24 protein-coding genes and 1 riboswitch are annotated in these 25,095 nt (G+C 64.8%); of the genes, 4 read left to right on the top strand and 20 right to left on the bottom strand.

Features of this window, described 5'->3' with window-relative positions:
- From FEF27_RS05220 to FEF27_RS05190, 7 genes are all read right to left on the bottom strand, one after another.
- The gene (locus FEF27_RS05220; RefSeq protein ID WP_138169805.1) at positions 1-1,107 is read right to left on the bottom strand and encodes an acyl-CoA dehydrogenase family protein; all 1,107 of its coding nucleotides are present in this window, start codon (positions 1,105-1,107) and stop codon (positions 1-3) included.
- A 5-nt stretch (positions 1,108-1,112) separates the two neighbouring features.
- Positions 1,113-1,664, bottom strand: coding sequence for an OsmC family protein (locus FEF27_RS05215; protein ID WP_138169804.1), 552 nt, complete (start codon positions 1,662-1,664; stop codon positions 1,113-1,115).
- Positions 1,665-1,769: 105 nt separating this feature from the next.
- Complete coding sequence (locus FEF27_RS05210) at positions 1,770-2,795, bottom strand: aldo/keto reductase (protein ID WP_138169803.1); 1,026 nt, start codon at positions 2,793-2,795, stop codon at positions 1,770-1,772.
- Between the two features lie 14 nt (positions 2,796-2,809).
- The gene (locus FEF27_RS05205) at positions 2,810-3,688 is read right to left on the bottom strand and encodes a sulfurtransferase (RefSeq protein WP_138169802.1); all 879 of its coding nucleotides are present in this window, start codon (positions 3,686-3,688) and stop codon (positions 2,810-2,812) included.
- A 100-nt stretch (positions 3,689-3,788) separates the two neighbouring features.
- Positions 3,789-5,561, bottom strand: coding sequence for a formate--tetrahydrofolate ligase (locus FEF27_RS05200; protein ID WP_138169801.1), 1,773 nt, complete (start codon positions 5,559-5,561; stop codon positions 3,789-3,791).
- Positions 5,558-6,469, bottom strand: a complete 912-nt coding sequence (locus tag FEF27_RS05195) for a methylenetetrahydrofolate reductase (RefSeq protein ID WP_138169800.1) — start codon at positions 6,467-6,469, stop codon at positions 5,558-5,560. Before FEF27_RS05195 ends, FEF27_RS05200 begins: the two co-directional genes overlap by 4 nt.
- Positions 6,470-6,481: 12 nt before the next feature.
- Complete coding sequence (locus tag FEF27_RS05190; protein ID WP_138169799.1) at positions 6,482-7,732, bottom strand: glycine cleavage T C-terminal barrel domain-containing protein; 1,251 nt, start codon at positions 7,730-7,732, stop codon at positions 6,482-6,484.
- A 132-nt stretch (positions 7,733-7,864) separates the two neighbouring features.
- On the opposite strand from FEF27_RS05190, the gene FEF27_RS05185 reads away from it, so the two are divergent.
- A complete protein-coding gene (locus tag FEF27_RS05185) occupies positions 7,865-8,674 on the top strand; it encodes an IclR family transcriptional regulator (protein ID WP_138169798.1) in 810 nt (269 codons plus the stop codon).
- Positions 8,675-8,701: 27 nt separating this feature from the next.
- On the opposite strand, the gene FEF27_RS05180 is transcribed toward FEF27_RS05185, so the two are convergent.
- The 13 genes from FEF27_RS05180 to nirD form a co-directional block, all read right to left on the bottom strand.
- On the bottom strand, positions 8,702-11,254 hold the full coding sequence (locus FEF27_RS05180; RefSeq protein WP_138169797.1) for a GcvT family protein: 2,553 nt from the start codon (positions 11,252-11,254) through the stop codon (positions 8,702-8,704).
- A 142-nt stretch (positions 11,255-11,396) separates the two neighbouring features.
- On the bottom strand, positions 11,397-12,554 hold the full coding sequence (locus FEF27_RS05175; RefSeq protein WP_138169796.1) for a UDP-N-acetylmuramate dehydrogenase: 1,158 nt from the start codon (positions 12,552-12,554) through the stop codon (positions 11,397-11,399).
- Between the two features lie 54 nt (positions 12,555-12,608).
- On the bottom strand, positions 12,609-13,286 hold the full coding sequence (locus tag FEF27_RS05170; protein ID WP_138169795.1) for a methionine ABC transporter permease: 678 nt from the start codon (positions 13,284-13,286) through the stop codon (positions 12,609-12,611).
- Positions 13,283-14,338: a methionine ABC transporter ATP-binding protein gene (locus FEF27_RS05165; protein ID WP_138169794.1), complete on the bottom strand. Its 1,056-nt coding sequence runs from the start codon at positions 14,336-14,338 to the stop codon at positions 13,283-13,285. Before FEF27_RS05165 ends, FEF27_RS05170 begins: the two co-directional genes overlap by 4 nt.
- A gap of 3 nt (positions 14,339-14,341) precedes the next feature.
- Complete coding sequence (locus tag FEF27_RS05160; protein ID WP_138169793.1) at positions 14,342-15,238, bottom strand: MetQ/NlpA family ABC transporter substrate-binding protein; 897 nt, start codon at positions 15,236-15,238, stop codon at positions 14,342-14,344.
- Between the two features lie 167 nt (positions 15,239-15,405).
- Positions 15,406-15,538: riboswitch (SAM riboswitch) on the bottom strand.
- Between the two features lie 113 nt (positions 15,539-15,651).
- Entirely contained in the window at positions 15,652-16,437 is a 786-nt protein-coding gene (locus tag FEF27_RS05155) for an amino acid ABC transporter ATP-binding protein (protein WP_138169792.1), read from the bottom strand.
- A complete protein-coding gene (locus FEF27_RS05150) occupies positions 16,434-17,279 on the bottom strand; it encodes an amino acid ABC transporter permease (RefSeq protein WP_138169791.1) in 846 nt (281 codons plus the stop codon). Before FEF27_RS05150 ends, FEF27_RS05155 begins: the two co-directional genes overlap by 4 nt.
- A 23-nt stretch (positions 17,280-17,302) precedes the next feature.
- Positions 17,303-18,241 carry an ABC transporter substrate-binding protein gene (locus FEF27_RS05145; protein WP_138169790.1) on the bottom strand — a complete coding sequence of 313 codons (939 nt, stop codon included), beginning with the start codon at positions 18,239-18,241 and terminating at the stop codon, positions 17,303-17,305.
- A gap of 108 nt (positions 18,242-18,349) precedes the next feature.
- Positions 18,350-18,805: a MaoC/PaaZ C-terminal domain-containing protein gene (locus FEF27_RS05140; RefSeq protein WP_138169789.1), complete on the bottom strand. Its 456-nt coding sequence runs from the start codon at positions 18,803-18,805 to the stop codon at positions 18,350-18,352.
- Positions 18,802-19,251, bottom strand: a complete 450-nt coding sequence (locus tag FEF27_RS05135) for an FAS1-like dehydratase domain-containing protein (protein WP_138169788.1) — start codon at positions 19,249-19,251, stop codon at positions 18,802-18,804. Before FEF27_RS05135 ends, FEF27_RS05140 begins: the two co-directional genes overlap by 4 nt.
- A complete protein-coding gene (locus FEF27_RS05130; protein WP_138169787.1) occupies positions 19,248-19,496 on the bottom strand; it encodes a hypothetical protein in 249 nt (82 codons plus the stop codon). The genes FEF27_RS05135 and FEF27_RS05130 overlap by 4 nt, the downstream gene beginning before the upstream one ends.
- 25 nt (positions 19,497-19,521) lie before the next feature.
- Positions 19,522-20,283 (bottom strand): sirohydrochlorin chelatase, encoded by a 762-nt coding sequence (locus FEF27_RS05125; RefSeq protein ID WP_138169786.1) that lies wholly within the window; start codon positions 20,281-20,283, stop codon positions 19,522-19,524.
- Position 20,284: 1 nt separating this feature from the next.
- Positions 20,285-20,659, bottom strand: coding sequence for a nitrite reductase small subunit NirD (gene nirD, locus FEF27_RS05120; RefSeq protein ID WP_138169785.1), 375 nt, complete (start codon positions 20,657-20,659; stop codon positions 20,285-20,287).
- 229 nt (positions 20,660-20,888) lie between these two features.
- On the opposite strand from nirD, the gene nirB reads away from it, so the two are divergent.
- The 3 genes from nirB to FEF27_RS05105 are packed head-to-tail and all read left to right on the top strand — an operon-like array spanning position 20,889 to position 25,091.
- Positions 20,889-23,558 (top strand): nitrite reductase large subunit NirB, encoded by a 2,670-nt coding sequence (gene nirB, locus FEF27_RS05115; RefSeq protein WP_138169784.1) that lies wholly within the window; start codon positions 20,889-20,891, stop codon positions 23,556-23,558.
- A complete protein-coding gene (gene cobA, locus FEF27_RS05110; protein WP_138169783.1) occupies positions 23,555-24,358 on the top strand; it encodes a uroporphyrinogen-III C-methyltransferase in 804 nt (267 codons plus the stop codon). Before nirB ends, cobA begins: the two co-directional genes overlap by 4 nt.
- Before the next feature lie 22 nt (positions 24,359-24,380).
- Positions 24,381-25,091: a uroporphyrinogen-III synthase gene (locus FEF27_RS05105; RefSeq protein WP_243729104.1), complete on the top strand. Its 711-nt coding sequence runs from the start codon at positions 24,381-24,383 to the stop codon at positions 25,089-25,091.
- Positions 25,092-25,095 lie beyond the last annotated feature (4 nt).

The following is a 25,095-nucleotide window of genomic DNA, read 5'->3' as shown; positions in this document are numbered from 1 at the left end:
TCATCGGCCTTGGGCCAGTTCCCAGCGCAACTGTGCCTCTGAGGGGGATTGGACCGGAATGAAGGTAGCTTCTCGATAGCGGCGGTTGGGGTCTGAGTTACTGATGTACCCCTTACCGCCTACGGTCTTGACTTCCAGGGTCGCCAGCGCCAGGGCGAGGTGCCCGACTGCCAGCCGCAGGCTCAGCACCTCCTGCCGCTGCGGCGGTGCGCTGGTGGCCACGCGTTCGGCATAGTCACGGAGCTGCTTTGTTCGCGCCTCGAGTTCGTCGCCGAGTTGGTGCAATTCCTGCCGGAAAACCTCGTTGATGCCGGAGATGTTCGCGCGGGTGTGCCGGTGGCTGGCTGCGGCCAGACCCAGACAGAAGCTTGACTGCAGCACGGCGAAGGTCGGCCGGCACCGAGTCATGAACCCTTCGAAGTCAGTGCTGAGAACCTGCTCCTCACTCAGCGGCACATTATCCAGTGTCACCGAGGTGGAGGCAGTGCCCTGCAGAGCCAAGAGATTCAATCGTGTGCCGACTTGCACACCGGGTGCCGAGAGAGGCACCGCGATGATCAGTTTGCTTCGGTCACCGTCGCCTTCTCCCTCCGGCCCGTAGGCCGCCGTGACGGCGACGGCGTCCGGGTGCAGGTTCGAGGCCCAAGGCAGCTTTCCGGACAGCAGCAGCCGGCCTTGACCGTCGCGAGTGAGCCGCAGGCCAAGTTCTCCCGCCCCGGCGTAGGTCTTGAAGGCCGAGGCCATGCCCGAGACCCCTGGAACTTCTCCTGAACGCATTGCCGGCAGCAGCGACTCCGCGTAGGTGCCGCCTGCGAGGCAGAGATATTCGATGCTCATCCGGTGGCCCCAGACGGCAAATGCCGCGCTCAGGGACCGCTGCCCCAAAGCCTCAATAACCGCCGCCTGCTTGACCAGTCCGCCACTGTTGTTGGAAGGCGCACCCAAGTCAAGCAAACCCGCCGCAGCCAGCTGAGGAAGGATCTCACGCGCAGCGACAGTCCCGGCGTCGATAGCCTCAGCGCTGTCATCAACCTGTGCCAGCAGATCGGCGGGGATTTCAACCGCTGCCAGTGTGCTGTCAACAGGTGGCGGAGTTTCGGTAGACACGTTGCTCAACCACCAGCACCGTCACCGACGCTCAGCCGCGTCTCAAAGGTCGCAGGCCTGGTGAAGGTGTTCACCACTGGAGACCATTTGATGGCGTTGTCCGTGATCTCCTCCAGCGTTGCCCGGTCGGCGTCACCGTCCAGGATCACGTTGACGCGCACGTGAGAGACACCAAGCACCTTTTCCGGGTCCAGGTCGCCTGTCCCCCAGGTGGCTGAAATGTCTATCTCACCTTCGAGATCCACCTCGATCTTGGTCAACCTCACACCACGGTGGGTCGCGTTGGCCATCAAACCCACAGAGATGCACGACCCCAACGCCCCTAAGGCGAACTCCGTGGGATTGGGTGCCTCGTCGTCGCCCAGTAGCTTGTGCGGCTCCGAGATCAGGAAGGGCTGGTGGCCGCGCACATGGTTCAGGTTGCGGAAACCCGATTCGGCGACCGTCCGGGTCCGGATGACTTTGTGACCCTGGCTCGGGTTCTCTCTGTTCTTGAGGGAAAGTTCCTCAAGGCCCTGGGCGTCTACGCCTACGAGCTGGGCAGTGGTCTCACTCATGGGGCTTCTCCCTGACGTCTCGGTTGAATCTTTCCGAGAATGCTAGGGGAGCAAGTCCATTTTGAACATTTCGATGTAATCTGCCGAAACAAATTAGAGCGATCGTCAGCCCGCCCGTGGGATCAGGCCTTCGCGGCCCCCAGAGACCCAGTCCGGAGCAAAGCTGCGATCACCGGCGATCTCGTCGGCGAGCGCGTCCAGGACCGCCATCTGCGCGGCATTCAGCTGAGTGTCCAGTCCGGCAAGCAGCTCGTCGAGGTGGGCGGAGTACCGAGTTCCGGGGATGGCCGCAAGCTTCAGACCCGCATCATCAGCTTTGGCGTACAGCCAGGCCAGGGCCAGCGAGGCGGTGGGCGTTCCCGCATCAGCTGCCATGGCCCTTGCTGCTTCCGCCAGTTGGTGGTTGTGACCCAGGTTTTCCGGCGCGAACCAGGGAAACTTGTGGCGCGCGTCATTTTCCCCCAAAGCCTCCGGGTCGAACCCGTCAGTCAGCAGCCCCCGCGCCACCGGCGAGAACGCCACAAATCCGATGCCGAGTTCCGCGCAGGCAGGGATGACGTAGTGCTCCACGTCCCGGGCGAAGATGCTCCATTCGGATTGCACCGCACTGATCGGATGCGTCCGGTGTGCGCGGCGCAGCTCCTCACCAGTGACCTCGGAGAGCCCAATGCTGCGGACCGTGCCGGCGCTGACCAGCTCCCCGAGTGCACCCACTGATTCCTCGATCGGAACCTTTGGATCAGGTCGGTGCAGGTAGTAGAGGTCCACATAGTCGGTGCCTAAGCGCCGAAGCGAGAGCTCGATCTGCTCGCGAATGTGCTCAGGGCGTCCGTTGGTGCTGCGCTGCCCGGCCTGCCCCTTGGGTTCGATGCCGCATTTGGTAGCCAGAGTGACGCTGTCTCTGCGTCCGTTGAGGAACTTGCCCAGTATGGTCTCACTCAGACCCAACCCATAGATGTTCGCAGTATCTATATGACGGACTCCACGGTCGCAGACCTGGTGAAGCAGAGCAATGGCAGCAGACTCCCCGATGGGACCGTAGGCACCGGCCAGCGACATCGCACCATAGCCGAAAGAGGTGGTGGTCAGCGTGTGTGGACCGGTGCCGAGGTCCACGGTGCGCAGCGCCATAGGGCTTCAGCTCCTCAGCTTCCCGGTTCGTTCCCTACTGCGATGGGTAGACGCACTGCGTTGCCCCATTCGGTCCAGGAGCCGTCGTAGTTGCGAACCTTCTTGTACCCGAGGAGGTGACTGAGGACGAACCACGTGTGGCTGGACCGTTCGCCGATCCGGCAGTAGGCGATGACGTCCTGGGACTCCCCCACCCCGGCTTCCTCCTTGTAAATCTCCTCCAGCTCCGCACGAGACTTGAAGGTACCGTCGTCGTTCGCCGCACGCGCCCAGGGCACAGAGGCTGCGGTGGGGATGTGACCGCCGCGCAGGGCACCCTCCTTGTCCTCGAACCCGGGTGCGGAGGTGACTTCGCCGGTGTATTCGGCAGGAGACCGAACATCCACCAGCGGGCCGCTGCCAATGTGGGCGAGCACGTCCTCCCGGAAGGCCCGCCACTGGTCGTCCTCCCGCCGCGCCGGCACCGGGTACTGGGTGCGAGCTGGATTGGGCACCTCAGTAGTGAGCTCACGGCCTTCGTCGATCCACTTCTGTCGTCCACCGTCGAGCAGCCGCAGGTCGCGGTGCCCGAAGAGGGTGAAGACCCAGAGCGCGTAGGCGGCCCACCAATTGGACTTGTCTCCGTAGAACACCACGGTGGTCTCGGGCGTGATGCCTTTGGAAGCGGCGAACTCAGCGAACTCCTGTTCGTTGATGAAGTCCCGGGTGACCGAGTCGTTCAGGTCAGTGTGCCAGTCGATCTTGACCGCGCCGGGGATGTGCCCCGTCTCGTAGAGCAGAACATCCTCATTGGACTCCAGGACCACCACGTTCGGCTCGTCCTTGTGCTCGGCGAGCCAGTCGGTGCTCACCAGGGCATGCGGGTTGGCGTACTGCGTCAGATCCTTGGACATGGTGGCCTGCCTCTCAATTGGGTTGCCTTCAATGTGCCACAGCGGAGACACCACTGTGCACCCAGGTTAACGTTGATGACGCTGGGAGCTGAACTGGGGTTCAGAAAAGGCCGACCGTGCGACCTTCGCTGTCAATGTCGATCTGTTCCGCGGCCGGGGAGGCCCCCAGTCCCGGCATGGTCTGCATGGTCCCGCAGATCGGGTAGACGAACCCTGCCCCCGCAGAGAGCCGGACTTCCCGCACCGGCAGCCGCCATCCGGTCGGCGCTCCGACCAGTTTTGGATCCGCTGACATGGAGAGGTGCGTCTTGGCCACACAGACCGGCAAGTGCCCATAACCGGCATCCGTGTAGGCGGCCAGGTGCTTCGTGGCTGCGGGGGACAGGTCTACCCCCTCGGCCCCGTAGACCTCTGTGGCGATAGTTTCGATCTTCTCGGCCAGGGAGGCCTCTTCTGGGTAGAGGAACTGGAACTCTCCGGGCTCTGCTGCGGCCTCCGCCACTGCCTCGGCAAGTTCGGCGGCGCCGGCCCCACCGTCGGAGAAGTGAGTGGAGACCGCACATCGGGCCCCCTCCTCAGCAGCCACCTCCGCAATCACCTGGTGTTCGGAGGCGAAGTCGGTGGGAAAGGAGTTGACGGCCACTACCGGGGTCACCCCGTGGCGGCGGATGATGCGCAGCTGAGCACGCAGGTTCTCAGCCCCGGTACGGACTTCCTCCGGGTTCTCCTGCCCCATGCCTTCCGGGAGAGCCTTGCCAGCCACCACGCGGTGGCGGCCTGAGTGGACTTTCAGCGCACGTACAGTGGTGACCACCACCGCAGCGTCGGGCTCGAGCCCGGAGACGCGGCACTTGATGTTGAAGAACCGCTCCGCACCCATATCGGCGGCGAACCCGGCCTCGGTGATGAGGTAGTCAGTGGCGCGGGTGCCGATGAGGTCAGCCACCACTGAGGAGTTGCCGGTGGCGATATTGCCGAAGGGCCCGCAGTGGACCAGCGCAGGGGTGTGCTCCACGGTCTGCAACAGGTTTGGCTGCAGCGCCTCGCGCAGCAGCACAGTCATCGCCCCGGCAGCCTTGAGGTCCTCAGCGGTGACCGGCTCACCGTCACCGGTTGCGCCGACCACGATCCGACCCAGCCTGGCGCGCAGTTCCTCCAGCGAGCGCGCCAATGACAGTGTGGCCATCACTTCTGAGGCGGCGGTGATGTCGAAGCCGGACTGGCGGAGGGGCCCATTCGACGCAGGGCCACCCCCGGGTGGACCGAGACCGGTGATGATCTGCCGCAGAGACCGGTCGTTGACGTCCATGACACGCCGCCAGGTCACCCGCTCCGGGTGCAGACCGGAAGGACTGCCGCGATGCAGGTGATTGTCGACCATCGCGGCCAGCTGGTTGTGGGCGGCGGTGACCGCGTGCAGGTCACCGGTGAGGTGCAGATTCAGCCGATCCATGGGAACCACCTGACTCCAGCCCCCGCCGGTACCTCCACCTTTGATGCCCATGGTGGGGCCCAGTGACGGCTGGCGGACTGCCACCGCAGCCCGGCGCCCGGTGTGCTGCAGCCCCTGGCCGAGCCCGACAGCCGTTGTCGTCTTGCCCTCCCCCAGCGGCGTGGGCGTCACGGCTGTGACCAGGATGTACTTCGCACGGGGCCGCTGGGCCAGCCGGTCGATCGCCGCTAGGTCCACTTTCCCGACCCCACGCCCGTAGGGCTCAATAAGGTCCTCATCGAGTCCCAATTCGGCACCGATCTGGTGAATCGGGCGCAGTTGCGTGCGCGTAGAGATGCCCAGGCTGTCCTGAGCAGTCAGTGGTGCCTGCGGCTTGGCCTTGCCGTCCGGCTGGTCTGGGGAGTGGTGGGCAGTCGTCATCGAGGGTCCCCCTCCTGGAGCCGCGCCAGCAGTCGCCGTCGCCACAGCTGGGTCTCCTGCAGCGCGTTGAAGGTGTAGAGATGGATACCTGACACTACGACGCCGCCATCTGCCCTGACAAGACCCGTCACCAGCGGTGTGGGGTCGTAACGCCCCGGTGAGACCAGTCTCAAGGCTGTCCTGGTGCCGCCGGAGGAGAGAAAACGCAGCGAATCTCCGACCCCGATTCGACCGGCAATGCGCATCAGGCGTGCCGAGCCTACCGCCCCGGGAAGCCCGGCGTAGACGGACATGTGCAGGCCCCGCGCGCACAGTCCCACCGCCCAGTCAGTGACTGTATGCGGGTCGAAGCAGAGTTGGCCGACCACGCAGGCGGCGTGTTCCGCCTTGCGCGCCAGCGACTGCTCGAGGCTCTGCTGCGGGATCCTCGGGTGTCCCTCGGGGTAGCCCGGCACCCCCACGTGAAGCTGTGGCGCCAGGCGTCGCACCGCCTCGATCAGCTGCAGGCCGTCACCGAAGCGGTCCTGACGGTCCCCGGCGTCGTGGCCGGCGCCTGCCCTCGGCGGTGCGGAATCTCCTCCGACGATGAACACCTCCCGGATTCCGGCAGCGCCGATCTGCTGCAGCGCCTCGGGCAGGGACTCTTCGCAGTACTGGGTGGCTGCCAGATGGGGCACCGCATGGAATCCGACCCTGGCGAGCGCTGCGGCGGTCTCCAGGGTGGGTTCCGGGCCCCGGGTCGGTGAGGCAGTCACGGTGACCGTGGCACCAGCTGGCAAGTGGTTCGCGGCCTCGTCGACGATCCCCGCCAGCGGGATCACTTCAAACCTGGGGCGCTCCAGAAGGTGGCGGACACTGGCGCGATGGGCAGCAGATCCCAGGGGGATGGCGCGTTCCCTACGGGCCACCGGCTCGTACCCTCAGTTCTCCGAAGGCAGGTGGCCGCGACCCGGGGTGAATGGCTGCTTGGGGATGTGCTTGGTGGGGTCCACGAAGGGTTTGGGCACCACCACCGCCGGCACCACCCCGGTAGGTGTCTCCACCTCCAGCTCGGTGCCGATGTCACTGAGCCCCACCGGCACCATCGCGTAACCGATGTTGTGCTCCAGACGAGGGGAGAAACAGGCGGAGGTGACCTCCCCGACCCGTTCCCGGCCGCGCCAGACCGGAAATGCCTCGATCATCGAGCCATCATTGAAGGTCCCCAGCGGTGGTCCACCGATTTCCACGCCGGCGAGCCTGCGGCGGACGCCCTGCTCCTTGATGCGGCTCAGCGCGGCCTTGCCGATAAAGTCCGCCTCCTGGTTCAGGTCCACCATCCAGTCATACCCCATGCCGACTTCGAATGGGTTGGTCTGGTAGGTGATGTCACAGCCGTGGGCCAGAATTCCGGCTTCGATCCTGCGCATGTGGCAGGGGCCAATCACTTTCATGCCAAACGGTTCGCCGGCGGCCCAGACTGTGTCCCAGAGCCGCACGCCGTCACGGGAGGCGTTCTTGAGGTAGATCTCGAAGCCCAGCTCAGCCGTGTAGCCGGTGCGGGAGACGATGACCTCCATGCCATCGAGCTGATATTCCCTGAGCCGGTAGTACCCGATGTTGTACACCTCGGGGCCGAAGATGGCCGCCATTACCTGCCCCGAGAGCGGCCCCTGCACCTGGACGGGGCCGACGTCCGCCTCCTCGATCGTGACATCCATGCCGGAGTGGTGAGCCACCCCGCGTGCCCAGAGCAGGATGTCGCTGTCGGCCAAGGAGAGCCAGAAGTGATTCTCCCCCAGGCGGAGCAGAACGGGATCGTTGAGGATGCCTCCGTCGGCGCCGGTGAGAAAGACGTACTTACATTGGCCGACCTCGCACTTGGTGAGATCCCGCGGAACGAGCATATTGGTGAACTCGAAAGCGTCGGGGCCGGTGATCTCGATCTGGCGTTCGACTCCCACATCCCACAGCGTCACTCCGTGGACGAGAGCCCAGTATTCGGCGACCGGGTCCCCGTAATGGCGAGGGTGGTAGGTGTGGTTGTAGACGCTGTACATCGCGACCCCGTGCTGCCGCGAGGCCCAGAAGTAGGGTGACTTGCGGAGTCTGGGGTACAGCAGGATCCGTGGGTCGGGGACGACGGCGCCGGGGCCGTCTGAGATGGCGAAAGTTCGCTCGTTGAGAGTCATGGAAGCCTCCCTGCTGCCACGTCATCGGGACACTTCCAGCATGACATCGTGTCGCGTATCACACAATAGGTTGCGTCATGCGCGACGCCAAGTATTGCCTTCAGAGCGCAGAACCGGCATGCTCAAGACATCATGAGCACGGAAAATGCGCCGCCTGTCCCGGTAGGGCACTCATCCGTCCCGGCGGTCAAGTCGGTGGACCGCGCCCTGACCGTGCTCAACATTCTGGCGCGCGAGGGCGAAGCCACGCTCAGCCAGATGGCCCGAGAACTCGATGTGCACAAGTCCACCGTCGGGCGCCTGGTGGAGACTCTGCTCCGGCACGATCTGGTGGAAGCCCCGAATGGTTCCCTCGGCTACCGGCTCGGTGTCGGGTGCCTTCGGCTCGCCGGCGCCACCACTGCGCGGCTTGACCTGAGCCAGGAGGCCCAGCCGGTGTGTGACGCGCTCTCCGCGGCCATCGGCGAGACCGCCAATGTGGCGATCACTCGGGAGGGAGTCGCCATCAACGTGTGTCAGTCCGAGTCAGGAAGTACCGTCGCGATGCGCAACTGGATCGGCCAGCACACCGCACTGCATGCCACCTCGAACGGCAAGGTGCTGCTGGCGCATCTGCCGGAGGAGGACCGCACCGCACTGCTGACCCGGGGGTTGATGTCCTTCACAGAGCACACGCTGACCTCGCCGCAGGTCTTGTCGGAAGAGCTGCACAAGATCCGCACTCGAGGGTGGGCCTTCGCCGTCGAAGAGTTCGAGGAGGGCCTCAACGCCGTCGCTGCTCCGGTCTTCGACCACAGCGGCACGGTGATCGCCGGGATCAGCGTCGCCGGGCCTGCTTACCGCCTGCCGCCGGAGCGGCTGCCCGAGGTGCGTGATCCAGTCATCCGGGCTGCTGACACGCTCTCCCGCAGACTGGGACATGTGGGACGGGTTCCCGAGTGAACGGTGCAGCCCCCCACCTTGCGAGCCTCAGCGTTTGACCCGGGTGTGCTCGGGGTCAAACGGTGCGGTCCGCCCCACTGTCAGCACCTCAGCTGGCAGGTGCGTACCTAAATACTCAATCTGCAGCCGGGCGCCGGCTTCCGCGCTCTCCCACGGCAGATAGCCCAGCATCACGTACCGGCCCAACGACGGCGCGGGGCCCGCACTGGTGACATAGCTGCGCTGTCCGCGGCCATCCAACAGCGGTGAACCGTCCCCGCTGAGCACCGGTTCGCTGCCACTGGGAAAGCGGGGCTCGGCCGCACCGGAGCCGGTCAGCCCAATCGTGCACAGCACTGAGGCCGGCTGCTGGGCTCGGGCCAGCAGGTAGGCGTCCTTGCCGATGAAATCCGCCTCTTTGACCTTCGGCAGCGCCAGTCCCGCTTCCACGGGTCCGCGGTCCGGGGCGAGTTCGGCTCCGAAGAGGCGGTGCGCCTTTTCCAGCCTGCCGGTGGTGCCATACACCCCGGCACCAGCGGCGATGAGCCCGTACGGCCGGCCTGCCTCCCACAAGGCATCCCACAGCGTGAGCCCGTGCTCGACTGGCAGGTGGATCTCCCACCCCAGGTCACCCACATAGGAGATGCGCACCATCAGCGTCGGGATCCCGGCCAGGACCACCTCGCGTGCGGTACCAAACCGGAAACCCTCATTAGTGACGTCGTCGTCGGTCAGTCTCTCAACGATCGTGCGGGCTTGCGGCCCCCAGAGCCCGATGGCGCAGGTCGCCGAGGTCAGGTCCTGGATGGCCACGCGACCCGTGGCGAGCTCGGCCCGCAGGTGCCGGTGCAGCCAGGCCAGGTCGCGGGCGCCGTCGGCGGCCCCGGTAATGAACCTGAAGTGATCCCGGGCCAACCTCACGATGGTGAGATCGGAGCGGAAGCCGCCACAGCTGTCCAGCAGCGGGGTGTAAATGACCCGTCCCACCTCGCGGTCCACATTTGCCACCGCCACCCGCTGCGCACCCTCCAACGCCCCAGGTCCGGTGAGGTCGATGACGCTGAAAGCGGCGAGGTCGAACATCGCAGCCCGCTCACGCATGGTCAGATGCTCAGCCTCAATGATCGGGGACCACCAGCGCGCGTCCCACTCATGGACCCGGCGGTCGATGCTCCCGGAGTACTCCTGCAGCAGGGAGGCATTTGCGGCATACCACTGGGGCCGCTCCCAGCCGGAGACCTCGAAGTGCTCGCCGCCGAGGGCCTGAGTACGCGGGTGGAAGGGACTGGTGCGTAGCGGGCGGTTGCTGCTCCACTGCTCCCGCGGGTGCGCAATTCCGTAGACCTTGGGGAAGCCTTCCGCGGCCCGGGCGCGCACATGGCGGCGAGTCCGGCCGTGCTGGGGAATGCGGGTGATGTCTGCGGCATGGACGTCAACCTCGGAGGCACCTTCTGTCATCCATTCGGCCACCGCTCTGCCGACCCCGGGCCCTTCCTTGATCCACACTGCGGCCGCGGACCAGAGCCCATGAACCTCGGCAGTCTCCCCCAGCAGTGGGGCGCCGTCGGCGGTCAGCGAGAGCAGGCCGTTGATCGCGTGGGTGACGCCGACGCCCTCGCGCCCGTGTGCGCCCAGCAGCTCCGGGTACAGCTGCCGAGCCTGCGCCAGCTGCGGAGTGAAGTCATCAGCGGTAAACGGCAGCTGAGTGGGCGAGGCCTGTCCTGGCGCGCCCAGCGGAGGGATGCCGGCGGGTTCGTGAAGCATCGGGCGGTGCGCATACGAGCCCAGCTCCAAGTCGGGGCCCCGCTGACGGGCGTACATACGGGCGTCCATATCCCGAATCAGTGGCACCGAGATCCAGTCGTCGGTCGCGGCCAGTTCTGGGATGGGCCCCAGGTCCATCATCTGGTGCACGGCGGGCACCAGAGGGATGCTGGCCCCGGCCATCGCGGCAATCTGCGGGCTCCACACCCCGCAGGCAACGACGACGTACTCCGTCTCCACCCGCCCACGGTCAGTCTCCACCGCTCTCACCCGGCCCGGAACCCCGCTCTGCGGCCCGGCATCCACGGCTACACCGGTCACTTCGGTGCAGTCAGCGACCTGCAGCGCGCCGAGGTCTGCGGCCCGGCGCCGCATCTGCTCACCGGCGCGCACGGCGTCGACGATCGCTCCGGTGGGGGTGTGAAAGCCTGCCAGCAGCAGATCTTCGCGGATCCAGGGCATGTGCTCCTTGACACCGGCGGGGCTGAGCAGTTCGGCGTCGACACCCCACGCAGTCGCAGAGCTCATCCGGCGGCGCAGCTCCTGGAGCCGCTCCGGGGTCCGAGCGACCTCAATACCGCCGCATTCGGCGAGCACCCCCAGGACGGTGTATTGGCGCAGCGAATCCAGCGTGAGCTCGGTGATCTCCTTGGAATGGTCCACCGGGAACACGAAGTTGGACGCGTGATCGGTGGACCCGCCGGGCTCGGGCAGTGGGCCTTTGTCAATCAGCAGAATGTCCCGCCAGCCGAGTTCGGCAAGGTGTTTCACGATGGAGCTGCCGACGATGCCCGCTCCAATGACGACCACATGTGCACGGTCAGGAAGATTCTCCACGGCTCTCACCACCACTGCTGGGCGACCTTGATGACCCGATGATATACCGCACGACGAGCCGCGGACCATGGCCGCAGACAAGAAATTAGGGATCTGCAGAAGTGCCACGCCAGGCTGGGGCGGGCCAGTCCCCCTTGCCGCTCTAGAGCTCGCAGCCGATCAGGACCGGCTCCGGGTGGAGGGTGATGCCGAAGGTGTCGCGGACCCGGTCACGCGCAGCGCGTGCCACGGTGAGCAGATCCTCGGTGGAGGCCTCACCGCGGTTGGTCACAGCCAGAGTGTGTTTGGTCGACAGGGCCGCTCTGCCCCCGACGAGCCCCGCCCCCGCAGCACCGCGGCCCAGCTCGGGGCCATCGGGCAGGCCGAAGCCCTTGCCGCATCCCGCCTGGTCGATCAGCCAGGCGGCGGAGAGTTTGACCAGCGCCTGACCGTCCCTGCTGGTGCCGGCGGAGAACCGGGGGGTGCGTTCGGGCAGGGTCGCAAGCTGAGCCTGCGCGATGATCGGATTGGTGAAGAAACTGCCAGTGGACCACGTGTCGTGATCTTCGGCGTTGAGTACCATCCCTTTCTTCGCCCTGAGGTCCAAGACGGTCCGCCGCACTTGGTCCAGCGGGGCACGACGAGCGGAGTCCTCCGCGGTGGGGTCCAGTCCCAGGGCTCGCGCCAGCTCCGCGTAGCGCACCGGTGCAGACAGCGCCGGACCTGGCTGATGGGTGAGGCGGAACGTCACGGAGAGAACCACGTACCGGGGGGAGCCGGAGATCGTGCTGCGTTTGAGCATGGAGTCCCGGTATCCGAACTTGAGATCGTCATTGGTCAGCACCACCGCGTCGCCGACGGCCCGGTCCCATGCCCGCACCTGCACGATAGTCTCCGAAACGTCTGACCCATAAGCTCCGACGTTCTGAACGGGCACCGCACCGGCGGCACCGGGAATGCCGGAGAGCGTCTCCAGCCCACAGAGCCCGCGCTCGACAGTCCACGCCACCACGCTGTCCCAGTCATGACCGGCGGCTACCTGGAGGTCGACAGCGTCGTCCCCGATGGGCTCGGCGGAGATCCCGCTGAATGCCAACTGAAGCACTGCGCCGGAGAAGCCGCGGTCACTGACCAGCAGGTTGGACCCGCCGCCCAGCACCAGGAGAGTGTCCTGACCGGTGGCGCGCACTGATTCCTCCGGCAGCGGGTGCGTCTGCAGGACATCCACGGCCTCAGCTTCACTGCGGGCGACTGTCCATTCTGCTGCTGGTCCGCCGACCCGTGCGGTGGTGTGGTCGGCGAGGATTTGCGCTGTGCTCACCCCTTTAGCCTAACTGTCCGACACCCCGGCTGCGGCCGTGGCTGCGGCCGGGGCCTACCGCCGCAGCACCTTCCGCGCTGCCAGGTTGCCCAGGATCTGCAGCAGGTGCACCATGAGAATCACTGCGGCCACCGCCAGCCAGGTCACTTCCGGCCGGAATCGCTGGTACCCCTCGACAATGGCGAAGTTGCCCAGACCGCCGCCGCCGACGATTCCGGCCAGGGCGGACATATCAATCATGGCGATGATCACGAACGTGAATCCGAGGATCAGCGGCCCGAATGCCTCGGGCAGAATGACGGTGAAGATGATCCGTGTCCGAGAAGCGCCCATGGCCCGCGCGGCTTCGATGACTCCGGGGTCGATGGTGACCAGGTTCTGCTCCACAATCCGGGCGATGCCGAAGCTGGAGGCCCACACCATGGCGTGGATGACCGCGGTATTGCCGATTCCGGTTCCGAGTATCTGAATGGTCAACGGCTGCAGTGCGGCGATGAGGATAATGAACGGAATAGGACGGATCGTGTTCACCAAGAAGTTGACCGTCCAGAAAAGGGGCGCATTGGCCAGCAACCCGCCCGCGCGCGTGGTGTAGAGCAGCAGCCCGAGGGTCAGACCGATCCACGCGGAGATGGCGAAGGCCACCACCACCATGTGGACGGTCTCGGCCAGAGCGTCAAGGAGCTCCGGCCCGTAGTAGTCCCAATCCAGTTCACGGTATGCCTCGATCATCGCAGCGTCTCCTGTCCGGGTTCGACCTCTTGGACGGGTGCGGCGTCCCTCATGGCCTCGACGAAGGACTGGACTGCCTCGGTCCGGCCGGTCAGAGCCAGCGTGAGCAGACCGAAGCTGGCATTCTTGGTGGTGTTCATACCTCCGTGGACGATCTCGAAGGCGATTCCGAACTCTCCTGCGCGCCCCAGCACGCCCCCCACTGCCGCGGAGTCCTTGAGCGAGACGGTGATCAGACGGCCGTCGGAGTGTCGGCGGATCCTGGTGAGGTCTTCAGCGGAAGGCCGGTCCTTCAGCGCCGACCCCACAAAGGTGATCTCCCCGTCGTCGCGCGGGTTGGAGAAGATGTCGTAGACGAGTCCTTCTTCAACGATCTTCCCCCGGTCCATCACTGCCACTCGATCGGCGATGGACCGGATGACTTCCATCTCATGAGTAATGGCCACGATCGTGATCCCCAGCTCCTCATTGGCCCGGCGCAGCAGACGCAGCACCTCACCGGTGGTGGAGGGGTCCAGTGCGGAGGTGGACTCGTCGGCCAGCAGAATGTCCGGTTTGACCGCCAGTGCCCGGGCGATGCCCACGCGCTGCTTCTGCCCCCCGGACAGCTGCTCGGGGTAGGTCTTGGCTTTGTCTGCCAATCCCACAAATTCAAGCAGCTCCTCCACCCGACGTTCGCGGTCCGCCTTGTTCCATCCGGCCACCCGCAGCGGGTAGGCCACGTTTCCTGCGACATTACGGGACTGGAAGAGGTTGAACTGCTGAAAAACCATGCCGATGCGGGATCTCACGTGGCGCAGTTTGGACTCCGACATCCGTGAAACCTCATGCCCGAGCACCGTGATAGTCCCCGCTGTAGGTCTCTCCAGCCCGTTGATCAGGCGAATCAGAGTCGACTTCCCCGCCCCGGAGAATCCGATCACGCCATACACTTCACCGTGATCGACTGTGAAGGAGACGTCGTCGACGGCGGTAACCGCCGTGCCCTTGCCTGGGTTGAAGGTCCGTGTGACGTTCTGAAACTCGATCAGCGGGTTCTTCGGACGAGCCACGGATCAGTTGTCACCTTCACGCAGGGCGTCTTCGTAATCGGTCAGGGCTTCCTGCAGTTCCTCAGCGGAGACATCGCTGACCGGAACTGAGGTGCCGTTGGAACGGTCGTCCATGATCTCCAGGACTCGCTCGTCGTGATAGATCGAGGCAATCTCCTGGAGTGCCTCGTTGTCCACGTCAGCTTCCCGCACCACGAAAGTGTTGATATAGGGGAAGGCTGAGGGGTCCGAGGGGTCATCGGCATAGATGCCGTCGCTGAGCGGGTCGAGGTCAGCGTCCTGGGCGAAGTTGTTGTTGATAATGGAGCCCTCCACCGACTGCAGGGCGTTGACGGTCTGAGCTGCGTCAACAGGCTGCAGCTCCACAGTGGACGCCTCCTGGTCCACATGGCGGGGCTCAGGCTGCGAGATTTCCTCGGCAAGCTCCACGAGTCCGGCGGCGACGAGCACATTGATCGCTCGACCCTGGTTGACCGGGTCGTTCGGGATCGCCACGGTGTCGCCTTCGGAGAATTCACTGACGTCGTCGTATTCGTTGGAGTACAGGGTCAGCGGCACGATTTCGGTGGGCGCAATGGGCTGGAGATTGTCCCCGGAAGCGACGTTGTGCTCAGCCAGGAAAGCGATGTGCTGAAACCAGTTGGCGTCCAAGTCACCGGCGGCCAGTGCGGGATTCGGCTCTGGGTAGGCAGTGAAATTCACCAGCTCAACCTCGTAGCCGTACTCCTCCTCGGCAATGCGAGCCAGTTCGCGGTGCGCCTCGTGCTCATTGGCGACACCGATGGTGAAGGACGTCTGGTCCTCGTCGACGGCGTCTGCGGAACCGTCCTGACCGCATGCGGCAAGGGTCAGCGCGACAGTGGAGATCAGCGCGGCGGAGATGAGTGGGCGAGTTTTCATAGCGGTCGCTCCTTGCGATCGGCAGCAGGGCGGCAGTCCGGTGACAGGCTGCCCGCTGTGGGTGAGTTTCGAGAGAGGATCTGGCCAGCAGAACCGGAGCCGTGCCGGAAGGGCGCGGCGGAATCACGGTGCGCACGCACGCGTCGCAACGAGTTGAGGTCCTTTCGGAGGTGCTCTTGCCCGCCCCGGGCAGTGGCGCCCATCGGCGCCAGAAGCGGGCCACATCGAGATCCGTACCACCCGTGAACATGGGGTTGGCGTGCGGCTCAGCGTGGATCGTGTCAGCCGCAACTCGTGATGCACCAGAAATTTTATCCCAAGGGGCCCCTCAACGGAGACAGTTGTGCGTCACAAAGAGACACATATGTTCAGCGGATCACAGCCAGGGCCCTGCGCCACGGGCCGGAACCCGGCTACTTGCCCAGCGGGTTGAGTACCCTTCGGAGGAAGTCCTGGGTCCGCGGCTGGGTGGGCGCGCCGATGACCTGCTCGGCGGGTCCTTCTTCCACCACAAGCCCCTGGTCGAGGAAGACCACCCGGTCTGCCACTTCTCGGGCGAAGCCCATCTCATGCGTGACCACCAGCATCGTCATCCCGGCACGGGCCAGGTCGCGCATGATGGAGAGCACCTCCCCCACGGTCTCGGGGTCCAGCGCGGAGGTCGGCTCGTCGAAGAGCATCAGGTTCGGCTGCATGGTCAGCGCGCGCGCGATCGCCACCCGCTGCTGCTGCCCGCCGGAGAGCTGAGCGGGACGTCGCTGTGCAAGGTGCTTCAGCCCCACCAGATCCAGTTGGTGCAGCGCCTCGGCTTCGGCTTTCTCCCGCGAGTGCTTCAACACCCTGCGTGGGGTGATCGTGCAGTTCTCCAGCACGCTCAGGTGTGGGAAGAGGTTGAATTGCTGGAAGACCATGCCGATGTGCTGGCGCATCGCATCCAGATTGACGTCTGCGTGTGTGGCGTCGAATTCGCCGACGGTGATGCTGCCGGCGTCAGGGTCCTCCAGCCGGTTCACGCAGCGCAGCAGCGTGGACTTCCCGGATCCTGAGGCACCAATCAAACACACCACTTGTCCCGGTTCGACGGACATGTCGATGCCTTTGAGCACCTCGACCTCACCAAAGGACTTGTGCAGCCCTTCGATAACCACACCGGCAGGTGCGGTGCTCATAGGGCCGGCATTTGCGGACTCGTCACTCATGCCACTCCTGAGGATACGGGGGATGTGGTGGCCTTCTTCTTGGGCCGCCGCCGAGAGGAGCGCCCCGGCGAGCGCTCCTCCATTCTGCGCGCGAGAATGGACAGCGGGACGGTGATGAGCAGGTAACAGATTCCGGCCACCACCAGCGGAGTCATCCCGGCCTGATACATGGTGATGCCGTCGCGTCCCATCTTGGTCAGTTCCGCTGCGGAGCCAGCCATGCCGACCACGAAGATCAGCGAGGAGTCCTTGGTCAGCAGGATGGCTTCGTTGGTCAGCGGGGGCAGCACAATCCGGAACGCCTGAGGGATCTGGATGGTCAGCATGGCCCGCCAGGCCGGCATACCGAGTGCCCGGGCGGCCTCCATCTGACCCTTCGGCACAGCCTGCAGGCCCGCCCGAATGGTTTCCGCAATGTAGGCCGCACCCACAATCGCTAACGCCGTGGAGGCTGTCTGGAGTGTGCTGAGGTTCAGCCCGAAGGCCAGCGACGCACCGAACCCCAGTGCGATGAACACCAGGATGGCCGGGATTCCCCGGAAGAACTCGATATACAGGGTGGCCAGCCACCTGTACACCGGGAAGGAGGCGATGCGCATCAACGCCAGCACAGTGCCGCCGATGAGCCCGAACACAAAACCGAAGAAGGTGTAACGGACCGTGTTCCACAGCCCCACGGTGATGACTTCGGGGAACATCGCCATCACAGGTTCCACATTGAAGAAGCTGCGCTGAACCGCCGTCCAGTCAATGATGACGATGAGTACGACGACGATGGCCGCGAAGATCGCCGCCTGGATTCCTAGGGAGAGCCGGGCCCGGTCCCGGTTGGAGAGCGCCATGGTCAGCTGTGCCTGCGGGCCCCTCAGTACCCGTCGTCGTCGGCGTCGTCGGTCTCTTCGGCGTCCTCAGCCTCTTCATCGTCGCCGCCGTCCTCGTCTCCCTCTTCAGGTGTCTCGGAGTGGAACCACGCCTGCTCAATCTCCTGCAGCGCACCGGATTCCTCCAATTCTGCAAGGACCTGGTCCACCGCGTCGATGAGTTCCTGGTTATCCAGCTGTGCGGCGATTCCGAGCTGCTCGCCGGTGTCGATCTCCTCGACGAACTCGAACCGCTCATCGTCGCCGGCCTGGTAGCCGATGATGGAGATGTTGCCGACGATCGCCTCCACCTGACCGGCTTCCAGACCCTGCAGCATCAGCCCGGAGTCCTCGTACTGCGTGACGTCGTCCAAACCGAGCTCGTCTTGGGCGTAGTCGTGACCGGTGGTGGCCGCCTGGACGCCCACCGGGACGTCGTCCAAATCGTCCGTGGAGGTGATGCCGGAGTCTGCGGTGGCCAGCAGCCCGAGGTTGTCATCAAGGTAGGGCTCGCTGAAGAGCATGTTGCCGGCGCGCTCTTCGGTGATCGTCATCCCGGAGATGGCGAGGTCGCAGTCCTGGGCATTGAGCGCCACCCCGGATTCGATCCCGTCCCAGGAAGATTCGATGATTTCCAGCTCGAGACCCAGCGCGTCGGAAATGGCGGTGGCGATGTCGATGTCGAATCCGACCACATTGCCGTCAGCGTCGTAGTACTCGAAGGGCGGGTACGGTACGTCGGAGCAGACCTGCAGGACGCCTTCCTCCAGGGTGTCGACCTCAGCGTCGATCTCCACCTGAGTCTCGACTTCAGCCTCAGCTTCGGCGGAGTCCTCGTCGTCGCCGTTGTCGTCGCCGCATGCCGTGAGCACCAGCGCCGCTGCGGAAGCCAGCGCCAACGGCTTCAGCCATGGCTTTTCAGTCAGTTGATTCATGCTGGGCATGTGGTCTCTCCCTTGAACGTGAGCGCAGCGCGCCTTTGCGAATGCGAGCGGTTGCCAGCTGGGCTGGGTGGTGCGTGAAAAGTGACTGCGTGAAAAGTATCAGTGCGTTCAGTTTAGAACGACGACGGCCTGGGCTTTGGTAAGGACCTTGCTCCGTGCGTCACCGGAGGCCAGTTCCACGCTCAGATCAATCCGCGCGGTCTGGGACTCGGCGTCGACCCGGCCGACTTTCCCGGAGACCTCCAGAGCGGCCGTGGGAGTCTCCGGGGAGCCGTGCTCGGGCTCGGGGACGGGCACCGGCTGGGTGAACCGGGTCTGATAGTCCACCACCTTGGTGGGGTCGCCGGCCCAGGCGATGACCAGTTCCACCGCCACAGCCATGGTGAGCATCCCGTGGGCGATCACGCCGTCGAGGCCCACCTCAGCGGCGAACCGGTCATTCCAGTGAATGGGGTTGTGGTCTCCTGAGGCAGCTGCGTAGCGGATGAGGTCCGCGCGGGAGAGCTCCACGGTGCGCCGTCCGATGCTCTGGCCCTTCTCCAGGTCCGTCAGTGACGGCGTCATGCGGCTTCCTCCTCAGTGCGGACCAGCAGCGTCGAGGTCACCGTGGCACGCGGGGCGTCGTCGTGAGTGATTTCGGTGACTGTGGTCACCATGGCACCTGCACCCATGGTTCGGATCCGCTGGAGAGTGGTGGCCGCGCTCAGGGTCTCCCCTGCGGTGATGGGACGATGGTGGACGAATCGCTCGTCGGCGTGGACTACTCGGGAGAAGTCGATGCCGACCTCCGGATCAGCGATGATCGCCGCTTCGGCCCGCTGCGAGACGACCACCGCGAAGGTCGGGGGTGCCACCACGTCCGGGTAACCCAGATCAGCGGCGGCCTCGGATTCGAAGTGGGCGGGGTGCTCTGCCTTGACGGCGCGGGCGAATTCACGCACCGCTTCCCGGCCCACCTGGTAGGTGACCGCGGGATAGGTATGGCCCTCCCGCGCAGTATTGATACTCATCCCTGGCTCTTTCTCTCGCGGATGATGTGAAGGGCCTGGCGCTTGCGGAGGCCTATGCCGGTCACATGACTGACCAGACCCAGGCAGATGAGAACAATGCCGATGGTGCGGAAAGCGCTCGAATCGTTCATCGCAGCGACGACGAGGATCACCACGCCCACGAAGCTGCAGACCATCCCGGTGACCAGCGCGGCACGGTATGCAGGCGTCCCGGAGGCCCAGGGGTCGAACGGTTTGTCAGTCATGGTGGGAATATCCTACCCGTATGCCTCAGCTGGCCGGCGAGAGTCTCGCAGCCCCCTGCTGGAATCGGTCGAGGATGATTTCCGGCAGCCCCGGCGGAATATCGGCGCCGTCGTCGGTCACCTGCAGCAGCGGTGCGGTCACGAGGTCTGCTCCCTGCTGAGAGAGCAGGCGCCGGAAGTATCCGGGGGCCAGCAGATAACTGGCAAGCACCACACGGCGGTGCGGATGAGCGCGGCGGGCTGCTGAGACAGCCTGGCCCACCGTGGGCCCGGCGAAGGACAGGAAGCCTGGCTGGACGGGGCAGCGCAGGCGATCAGCGAGCATTGCTGCAGTGGTGTTGACGTCGCGGACGGCACCACTGTCGGAAGAACCAGCCGCTGCGAGAATAATGATGTCCGAGAACGGGTCGGCATCTGACTCATGGAGCCGCTGTTCCAGGGCATCTACCAGCCGCGCATCAGGTCCGAGTGCTCCGGCGACGACTACGGACCGTGCGCTCGCGTCCGCCGCCTCCTGAAGGTCTACCTTGGCGTGAAAACCTGCCGAGAGCAGCAGGGGAACCAGGACCGCTGGGCCATCTCCGGAGAGGCTGGTCAGGGTGGCCGCGGTATCGGGCTGTTCGACGTCGACGTGGCCGAGCCGAATGTCGGTGAGGTTCCCCAGTCCCGCAGTCCTGAGAACGAGCTGCGTGAAGAGGCCCTGAACCGCAATTTGGCCTGCGGGGGAGTTCGTGCCGTGGGAGATCGCCGCCAAAGCTGCGGTGTTCAGACCGGCGGTGACGGGCATATCAGTGAGACACCTGCACCGCTCCGCCGACCACCCTCACCGGGTAGACGTTGAGTGCAGCTCCGGTCTCCGACAAACATTCGCCGGACTCCAGGTCATAGACCTGCTTATAGATGGGCGACGCCAGGGTGGCTCGGCCCTTTGCCGAGCCGACGATCCCCCGGGCCATCACATTGGCCTGGGCGCGTGGGTCCCAGTGGTCCACAGCGAACACGCGATCATCGGGAAGCCGCACCAGTGCAATCTGCGTTCCGCGCAGCAGGGCGGCCTCACCCCAGAGCGGCTCGAGCTCATCCAGTGAGCAGACGGTCAGCCACGGGCGGTGACCGTCCTCGAACGTCGTGCCGCTCAACCGTTCCACAACTGCAGTCGCCATGAGGTCTCCTTCAATTCGGGCGGGGGTCCTTGTCGCGAATCCACCTTAGGAGCCTCGAATTACTGGAGGAACACTGCGGTGTAACGTCCGCATGAAGCGTTGCTCACCCTGTGTGAACACCCATGTGAGGACGCCGTCACATAGGCATCACATTCCGGACACTGGGCTGAAACGCACGCTACGTACTGTGAGTCCACGCTCGGTAAGCCATCTCGAGAGAGGTCGTCCAATGTCTGGTGCCCCAGCCTTCACCCACCATGTAGTGGTGGTCGGCGGCGGGCCCGCCGCTCACCGCCTCACCGAAGCCCTACTGGCCCGGGATAATCCCGCATTGCGCATCAGCGTGTACTGCGAAGAGAGTTCACCGCCCTACGACCGTGTGGCACTGTCGACGCGGTTCGAGGAACCGGAGAACACCCTTCTGCTGGGTACCGTCGCCTTATGGGATGACCCTCGGGTGAGGCTGCACACCGGTCAGGCTGTGGTGGAGTTGGATCCGGGGACAAAAACAGTCACGCTGGCCGACGGTACCGCGGTGGAGTACGACGACGCTGTCCTCGCCACCGGCTCCTCCGCGCCCCGGCCGCCCATCCCTGGCAATCAGGACATCGCGGTGTATCGCACTATCGAGGATGTGGACTGGCTGGTCCGCCGCGTGGAGAAGCTGAAACACCAACTGGGCCGGGTTCCGCACTGCGCTGTCATCGGCGGCGGGCTCCTCGGCTTGGAGGCTGCCGGCGGACTGGCTGGACGTGGCGCAGACGTCAGCATTGTGCACTCACGTGGACATCTCATGAACGCGCAGTTGGATGAGGGCGGCGGTCGGGCGCTGAATCGCCTGCTGGCTGGCCAGGGGTACCATCTGCAGCTAGGAGAGCGCCCTGTGGCTCTGCGCAGCAACGCCGCCGGGCGTTATGGGTACACCCTTGAATTTCAGCACAGTGACAGCCTCCCCTGTGACCTGGTGGTGGCCGCCGTGGGCATCACCGCCCGTGATGAGCTCGCCCGCGCGGCTGGCCTTCGAGTAGGTGCCAGCGGTGGCGTCGTCATTGATGAGACCTGCCTGACCTCCGCGCCCCATGTGTGGGCGATCGGGGAGGTGGCCAGTTTCGAAGACACCTGCATGGGCCTTGTAGCCCCAGCCAATGCCATGGCGGAAGTGGTGGCGGACCGATTATGCGGTGGTCAGGCCAGCTTCGAGGGATTCGACACCGCCGCCAAGCTCAAGCTGGCCGGGATGGACGTCGCGAGCTTCGGTGACACCTTCGGGGAGACCCCCGGCGCGCTGGAGGTCGTCTACGCCGACCCCGCTCAGGGGCTGTATCAGAAACTGGTTGTCACCGATGATGCCCGAATCCTGCTGGGTGGAGTGTTCGTTGGTGATGCCGGGCCGTATACATCACTGCGCCCCCTGCTGGGGCGTGAACTTCCGGCTGAGCCGAGTGCATTCCTCTCGTCCTCCGGCGGCGGCGAGGTAGACCTTGAGCTGCCGCATGAGGCGCAGATCTGCTCCTGCAAGGACGTCTCGGCCGGCGCCGTTCGTGAAGCGGTATCAGGGCAGGGCGGCGAAGCCTCCTGCACTGATATGGGATCTCTCAAGGCCTGCACTGCGGTGGGCACTCAGTGCGGCTCCTGCATTCCGCTGGCCAAGAAAGTCATGGAGAAGGAGATGCTCTCCCAGGGGGTGGAAGTTTCTCGGGCAATGTGCGAACACTTCCCGCAGTCCCGCTCGGAACTTTTCGACCGCGTCCGCGCAGCGCAGCTGCGTTCGTTCACCGAAATCGTGGACCACTTTGGTGCCCCGGCAGACTCCGCGGTGAATCTGGGCTGCGACGTGTGCAAACCTGCCGTAGCCTCGATGCTCGCTGCGATGCATGACGAATATATCTTGGGCACGGGCAGGGGCGGCCTGCAGGACACCAACGACCGCGCGCTGGCGAATCTGCAGAAAAACGGCACCTATTCAGTCATGCCCCGTATTCCCGCGGGGGAAATCACACCTGCAAAACTGGCAGTCATCGCAGAAGTCGCCACTGATTTCGGCCTCTACACGAAGATTTCAGCCGCTCAGCGGATCGACCTCTTCGGTGCTCGAATTGAGCAGCTGCCCAGCATCTGGGCGCGCCTTGTCGATGCCGGATTCGAGTCGGGACAGGCATACGGCAAGGCTTTGCGGAACGTAAAGTCCTGTGTGGGCAGCACCTGGTGCCGGTACGGGGTCCAGGATTCAGTGGCCATGGGCATCTTCCTCGAGAACCGCTATAAGGGTCTACGTTCCCCACACAAGATGAAGTTTGGCGTCTCCGGATGCGCCAGGGAATGCGCCGAAGCTCGCGCCAAAGACGTAGGTATCATCGCCACGTCGGACGGATGGAACATGTACGTCGGTGGAAACGGGGGTGCGACCCCGGTACATGGCCAGCTCCTGGCCAAGGACCTCGACGACGACACACTCGTGGCCTACATCGACCGGTACATCATGTACTACATCCGCACAGCTGATCGTCTACAGCGCACCGCCCGGTGGATCGAAGAGCTTCCCGGTGGCGTCGAACATGTTGCGGACGTGGTGGTGCACGATTCACTTGGGGTCGCGGCAGATCTGGAGCGAAGCATCGCCGATCATGTGGACCGGTACGAGGACGAGTGGGCGGCCACTCTGCGAGACCCGGAGAAGCTGCGCCGGTTCCGCAGCTTCGTCAATGCCCCTGAGTCACCTGATACCGACCTGAAGTATGTTCTCGAACGCGGACAGATCCGTCCGGCGACAGAGCAGGAGCGCGATTCGGCGGATCTTGTGCTTATCGGACCCACAATTCCCGTTCGCGAAGAGCTCCGGGACTACGCCGCCGGCGATTCGCTCACCCCGGGTGTGGCAGTGCAGGAGATAGGGGCATGAGTGTTGGGCGGGTGACTTTGGTCGGCGCGGGACCCGGCGCCATGGACCTGATGACCGTTCGGGCTCGTGATGTGCTGACCACCGCCGATACGGTGCTCTACGACCGGTTGGCTCCGACGGATGAACTGCGCTCATGGGCACCGCATGCAGAGCTCTTCGACGTGGGGAAACGGCCTGGCCACCACCGGGTCTCCCAGGCGAACATCCATGAGATGATCCTGCGTTGGGCCGGCGAGGGCAAACATGTGGTGCGCCTCAAAGGGGGCGACCCGTTCGTCTTCGGCCGCGGATGTGAGGAGGTGGCGGCCTGCCGAGAAGCCGGTGTCCCGGTCACAGTTGTGCCAGGCGTCACATCGGCGGTCTCGGTGCCCGCCGCTGCGGGGATACCTGTGACAGCGCGGGGTATCAACCGCGCCTTCACCGTGATCTCAGCCCATGATCCCCTCACCGAGGATGAGCTGAGGGGGCTGGTCACCTTAGGGGGGACCATCGTTCTCCTGATGGGGATCGGAACCTTGGGTCACACCGTGGAGGGTCTGATGAGGCATGGGCTGCCTCGTCACACGGCGGTAGGAACGGTGGAGAACGGATATGGCCCTGAACAACGTGTCACAGTGACTCAGCTGGATGCTGTTCACACAATCGCTGCCACGCGGCGACTGCGTTCACCCGCGGTCCTGGTGATCGGGGAAGTCGTCACCCTAGCTGCTGAAGGCCCCGAGACCGGAGAGGCCTCCGCGGTCTATGGCAGGGTCCTTCAGGCGGCTTCAGCCGCAGCACCCGCTGCAGCCGATTTCTGACACGGAAGGACCTCCATCCACGGTGATCTCTCCAGCATCCTCTGACGATCCTCCCCAGCACCTTCGACAGACCCCAGAAGTCCCCTCCCGAGCGGCTGTCGCCGCGACTTTGCTGCCGCAGACGCTCTCTGGGTTCCGCATCGGGGTGACCTCTGATCGGCGCAGCGATGAGCTCATTGCCGCGTTTCAGCGGCGTGGGGCGGAGGTGATCCACGCCCCGGCTTTGCGCATCGCGTCACTGACGGAGTCTGTGACCCTGCAGCAGGACACCAACGCCGTGATTTCCTCGCCCCCGGATTACGCCATCATCACCACGGCTTACGGCATGCGCCGATGGGTGGAGGCGGCCGAGACATACGGGGTCTGGCCGGAGCTCCACGAGGCGCTGAGCCGTGCAAGCATCCTGGTGCGCGGACCCAAAGCACGCGGCGCGATTCGCGCTGCGGGTTTGGACGATGACGGGGCCGCTGAGGACGAACGCACTGACACGATGCTGGATATGCTTCTGGAAAGGGATATCAGCGGCAAGACGATCGCCTTCCAGCTCCACGGAATGCTTAACCACCAGCAGGTCCACCGTATCGAGGCGGCGGGAGCCAAAGTCTTAACGGTGATGCCGTACACCTGGACCAAGCCCGCTGAAGATTCCGAATTGTTGAAGATGATCAGCGCGGTGATCGACCGTCAGTTGGACATTGTTACCTTTACCGGCTCATCGCAGATGAGGGTGTAGCAAC

The sequence above is a fragment of the Nesterenkonia sphaerica genome, assembly GCF_005771565.1.
Lineage (GTDB): Bacteria > Actinomycetota > Actinomycetes > Actinomycetales > Micrococcaceae > Nesterenkonia > Nesterenkonia sphaerica.
Note: the sequence above shows the minus strand (reverse complement) of the source record. Positions and strands in the feature narration are given on the sequence as shown.

Excerpts from the sequence above, each read along its gene's own strand:
- cobA (WP_138169783.1), top strand. The coding sequence starts at position 23,555 with ATGAGTGTTGGGCGGGTGACTTTGGTCGGCGCGGGACCCGGCGCCATG.
- FEF27_RS05200 (WP_138169801.1), bottom strand. The coding sequence starts at position 5,561 with ATGACGACTGCCCACCACTCCCCAGACCAGCCGGACGGCAAGGCCAAG.
- FEF27_RS05190 (WP_138169799.1), bottom strand. The coding sequence starts at position 7,732 with ATGACTCTCAACGAGCGAACTTTCGCCATCTCAGACGGCCCCGGCGCC.
- FEF27_RS05160 (WP_138169793.1), bottom strand. The coding sequence starts at position 15,238 with ATGAAAACTCGCCCACTCATCTCCGCCGCGCTGATCTCCACTGTCGCG.
- FEF27_RS05155 (WP_138169792.1), bottom strand. The coding sequence starts at position 16,437 with ATGAGTGACGAGTCCGCAAATGCCGGCCCTATGAGCACCGCACCTGCC.
- FEF27_RS05135 (WP_138169788.1), bottom strand. The coding sequence starts at position 19,251 with ATGAGTATCAATACTGCGCGGGAGGGCCATACCTATCCCGCGGTCACC.
- FEF27_RS05170 (WP_138169795.1), bottom strand. The coding sequence starts at position 13,286 with ATGATCGAGGCATACCGTGAACTGGATTGGGACTACTACGGGCCGGAG.
- FEF27_RS05205 (WP_138169802.1), bottom strand. The coding sequence starts at position 3,688 with ATGTCCAAGGATCTGACGCAGTACGCCAACCCGCATGCCCTGGTGAGC.
- FEF27_RS05215 (WP_138169804.1), bottom strand. The coding sequence starts at position 1,664 with ATGAGTGAGACCACTGCCCAGCTCGTAGGCGTAGACGCCCAGGGCCTT.
- FEF27_RS05150 (WP_138169791.1), bottom strand. The coding sequence starts at position 17,279 with ATGGCGCTCTCCAACCGGGACCGGGCCCGGCTCTCCCTAGGAATCCAG.
- FEF27_RS05130 (WP_138169787.1), bottom strand. The coding sequence starts at position 19,496 with ATGACTGACAAACCGTTCGACCCCTGGGCCTCCGGGACGCCTGCATAC.
- nirB (WP_138169784.1), top strand. The coding sequence starts at position 20,889 with ATGTCTGGTGCCCCAGCCTTCACCCACCATGTAGTGGTGGTCGGCGGC.
- FEF27_RS05140 (WP_138169789.1), bottom strand. The coding sequence starts at position 18,805 with ATGACGCCGTCACTGACGGACCTGGAGAAGGGCCAGAGCATCGGACGG.
- FEF27_RS05185 (WP_138169798.1), top strand. The coding sequence starts at position 7,865 with ATGAGCACGGAAAATGCGCCGCCTGTCCCGGTAGGGCACTCATCCGTC.
- nirD (WP_138169785.1), bottom strand. The coding sequence starts at position 20,659 with ATGGCGACTGCAGTTGTGGAACGGTTGAGCGGCACGACGTTCGAGGAC.
- FEF27_RS05145 (WP_138169790.1), bottom strand. The coding sequence starts at position 18,241 with ATGCCCAGCATGAATCAACTGACTGAAAAGCCATGGCTGAAGCCGTTG.
- FEF27_RS05125 (WP_138169786.1), bottom strand. The coding sequence starts at position 20,283 with ATGCCCGTCACCGCCGGTCTGAACACCGCAGCTTTGGCGGCGATCTCC.
- FEF27_RS05210 (WP_138169803.1), bottom strand. The coding sequence starts at position 2,795 with ATGGCGCTGCGCACCGTGGACCTCGGCACCGGTCCACACACGCTGACC.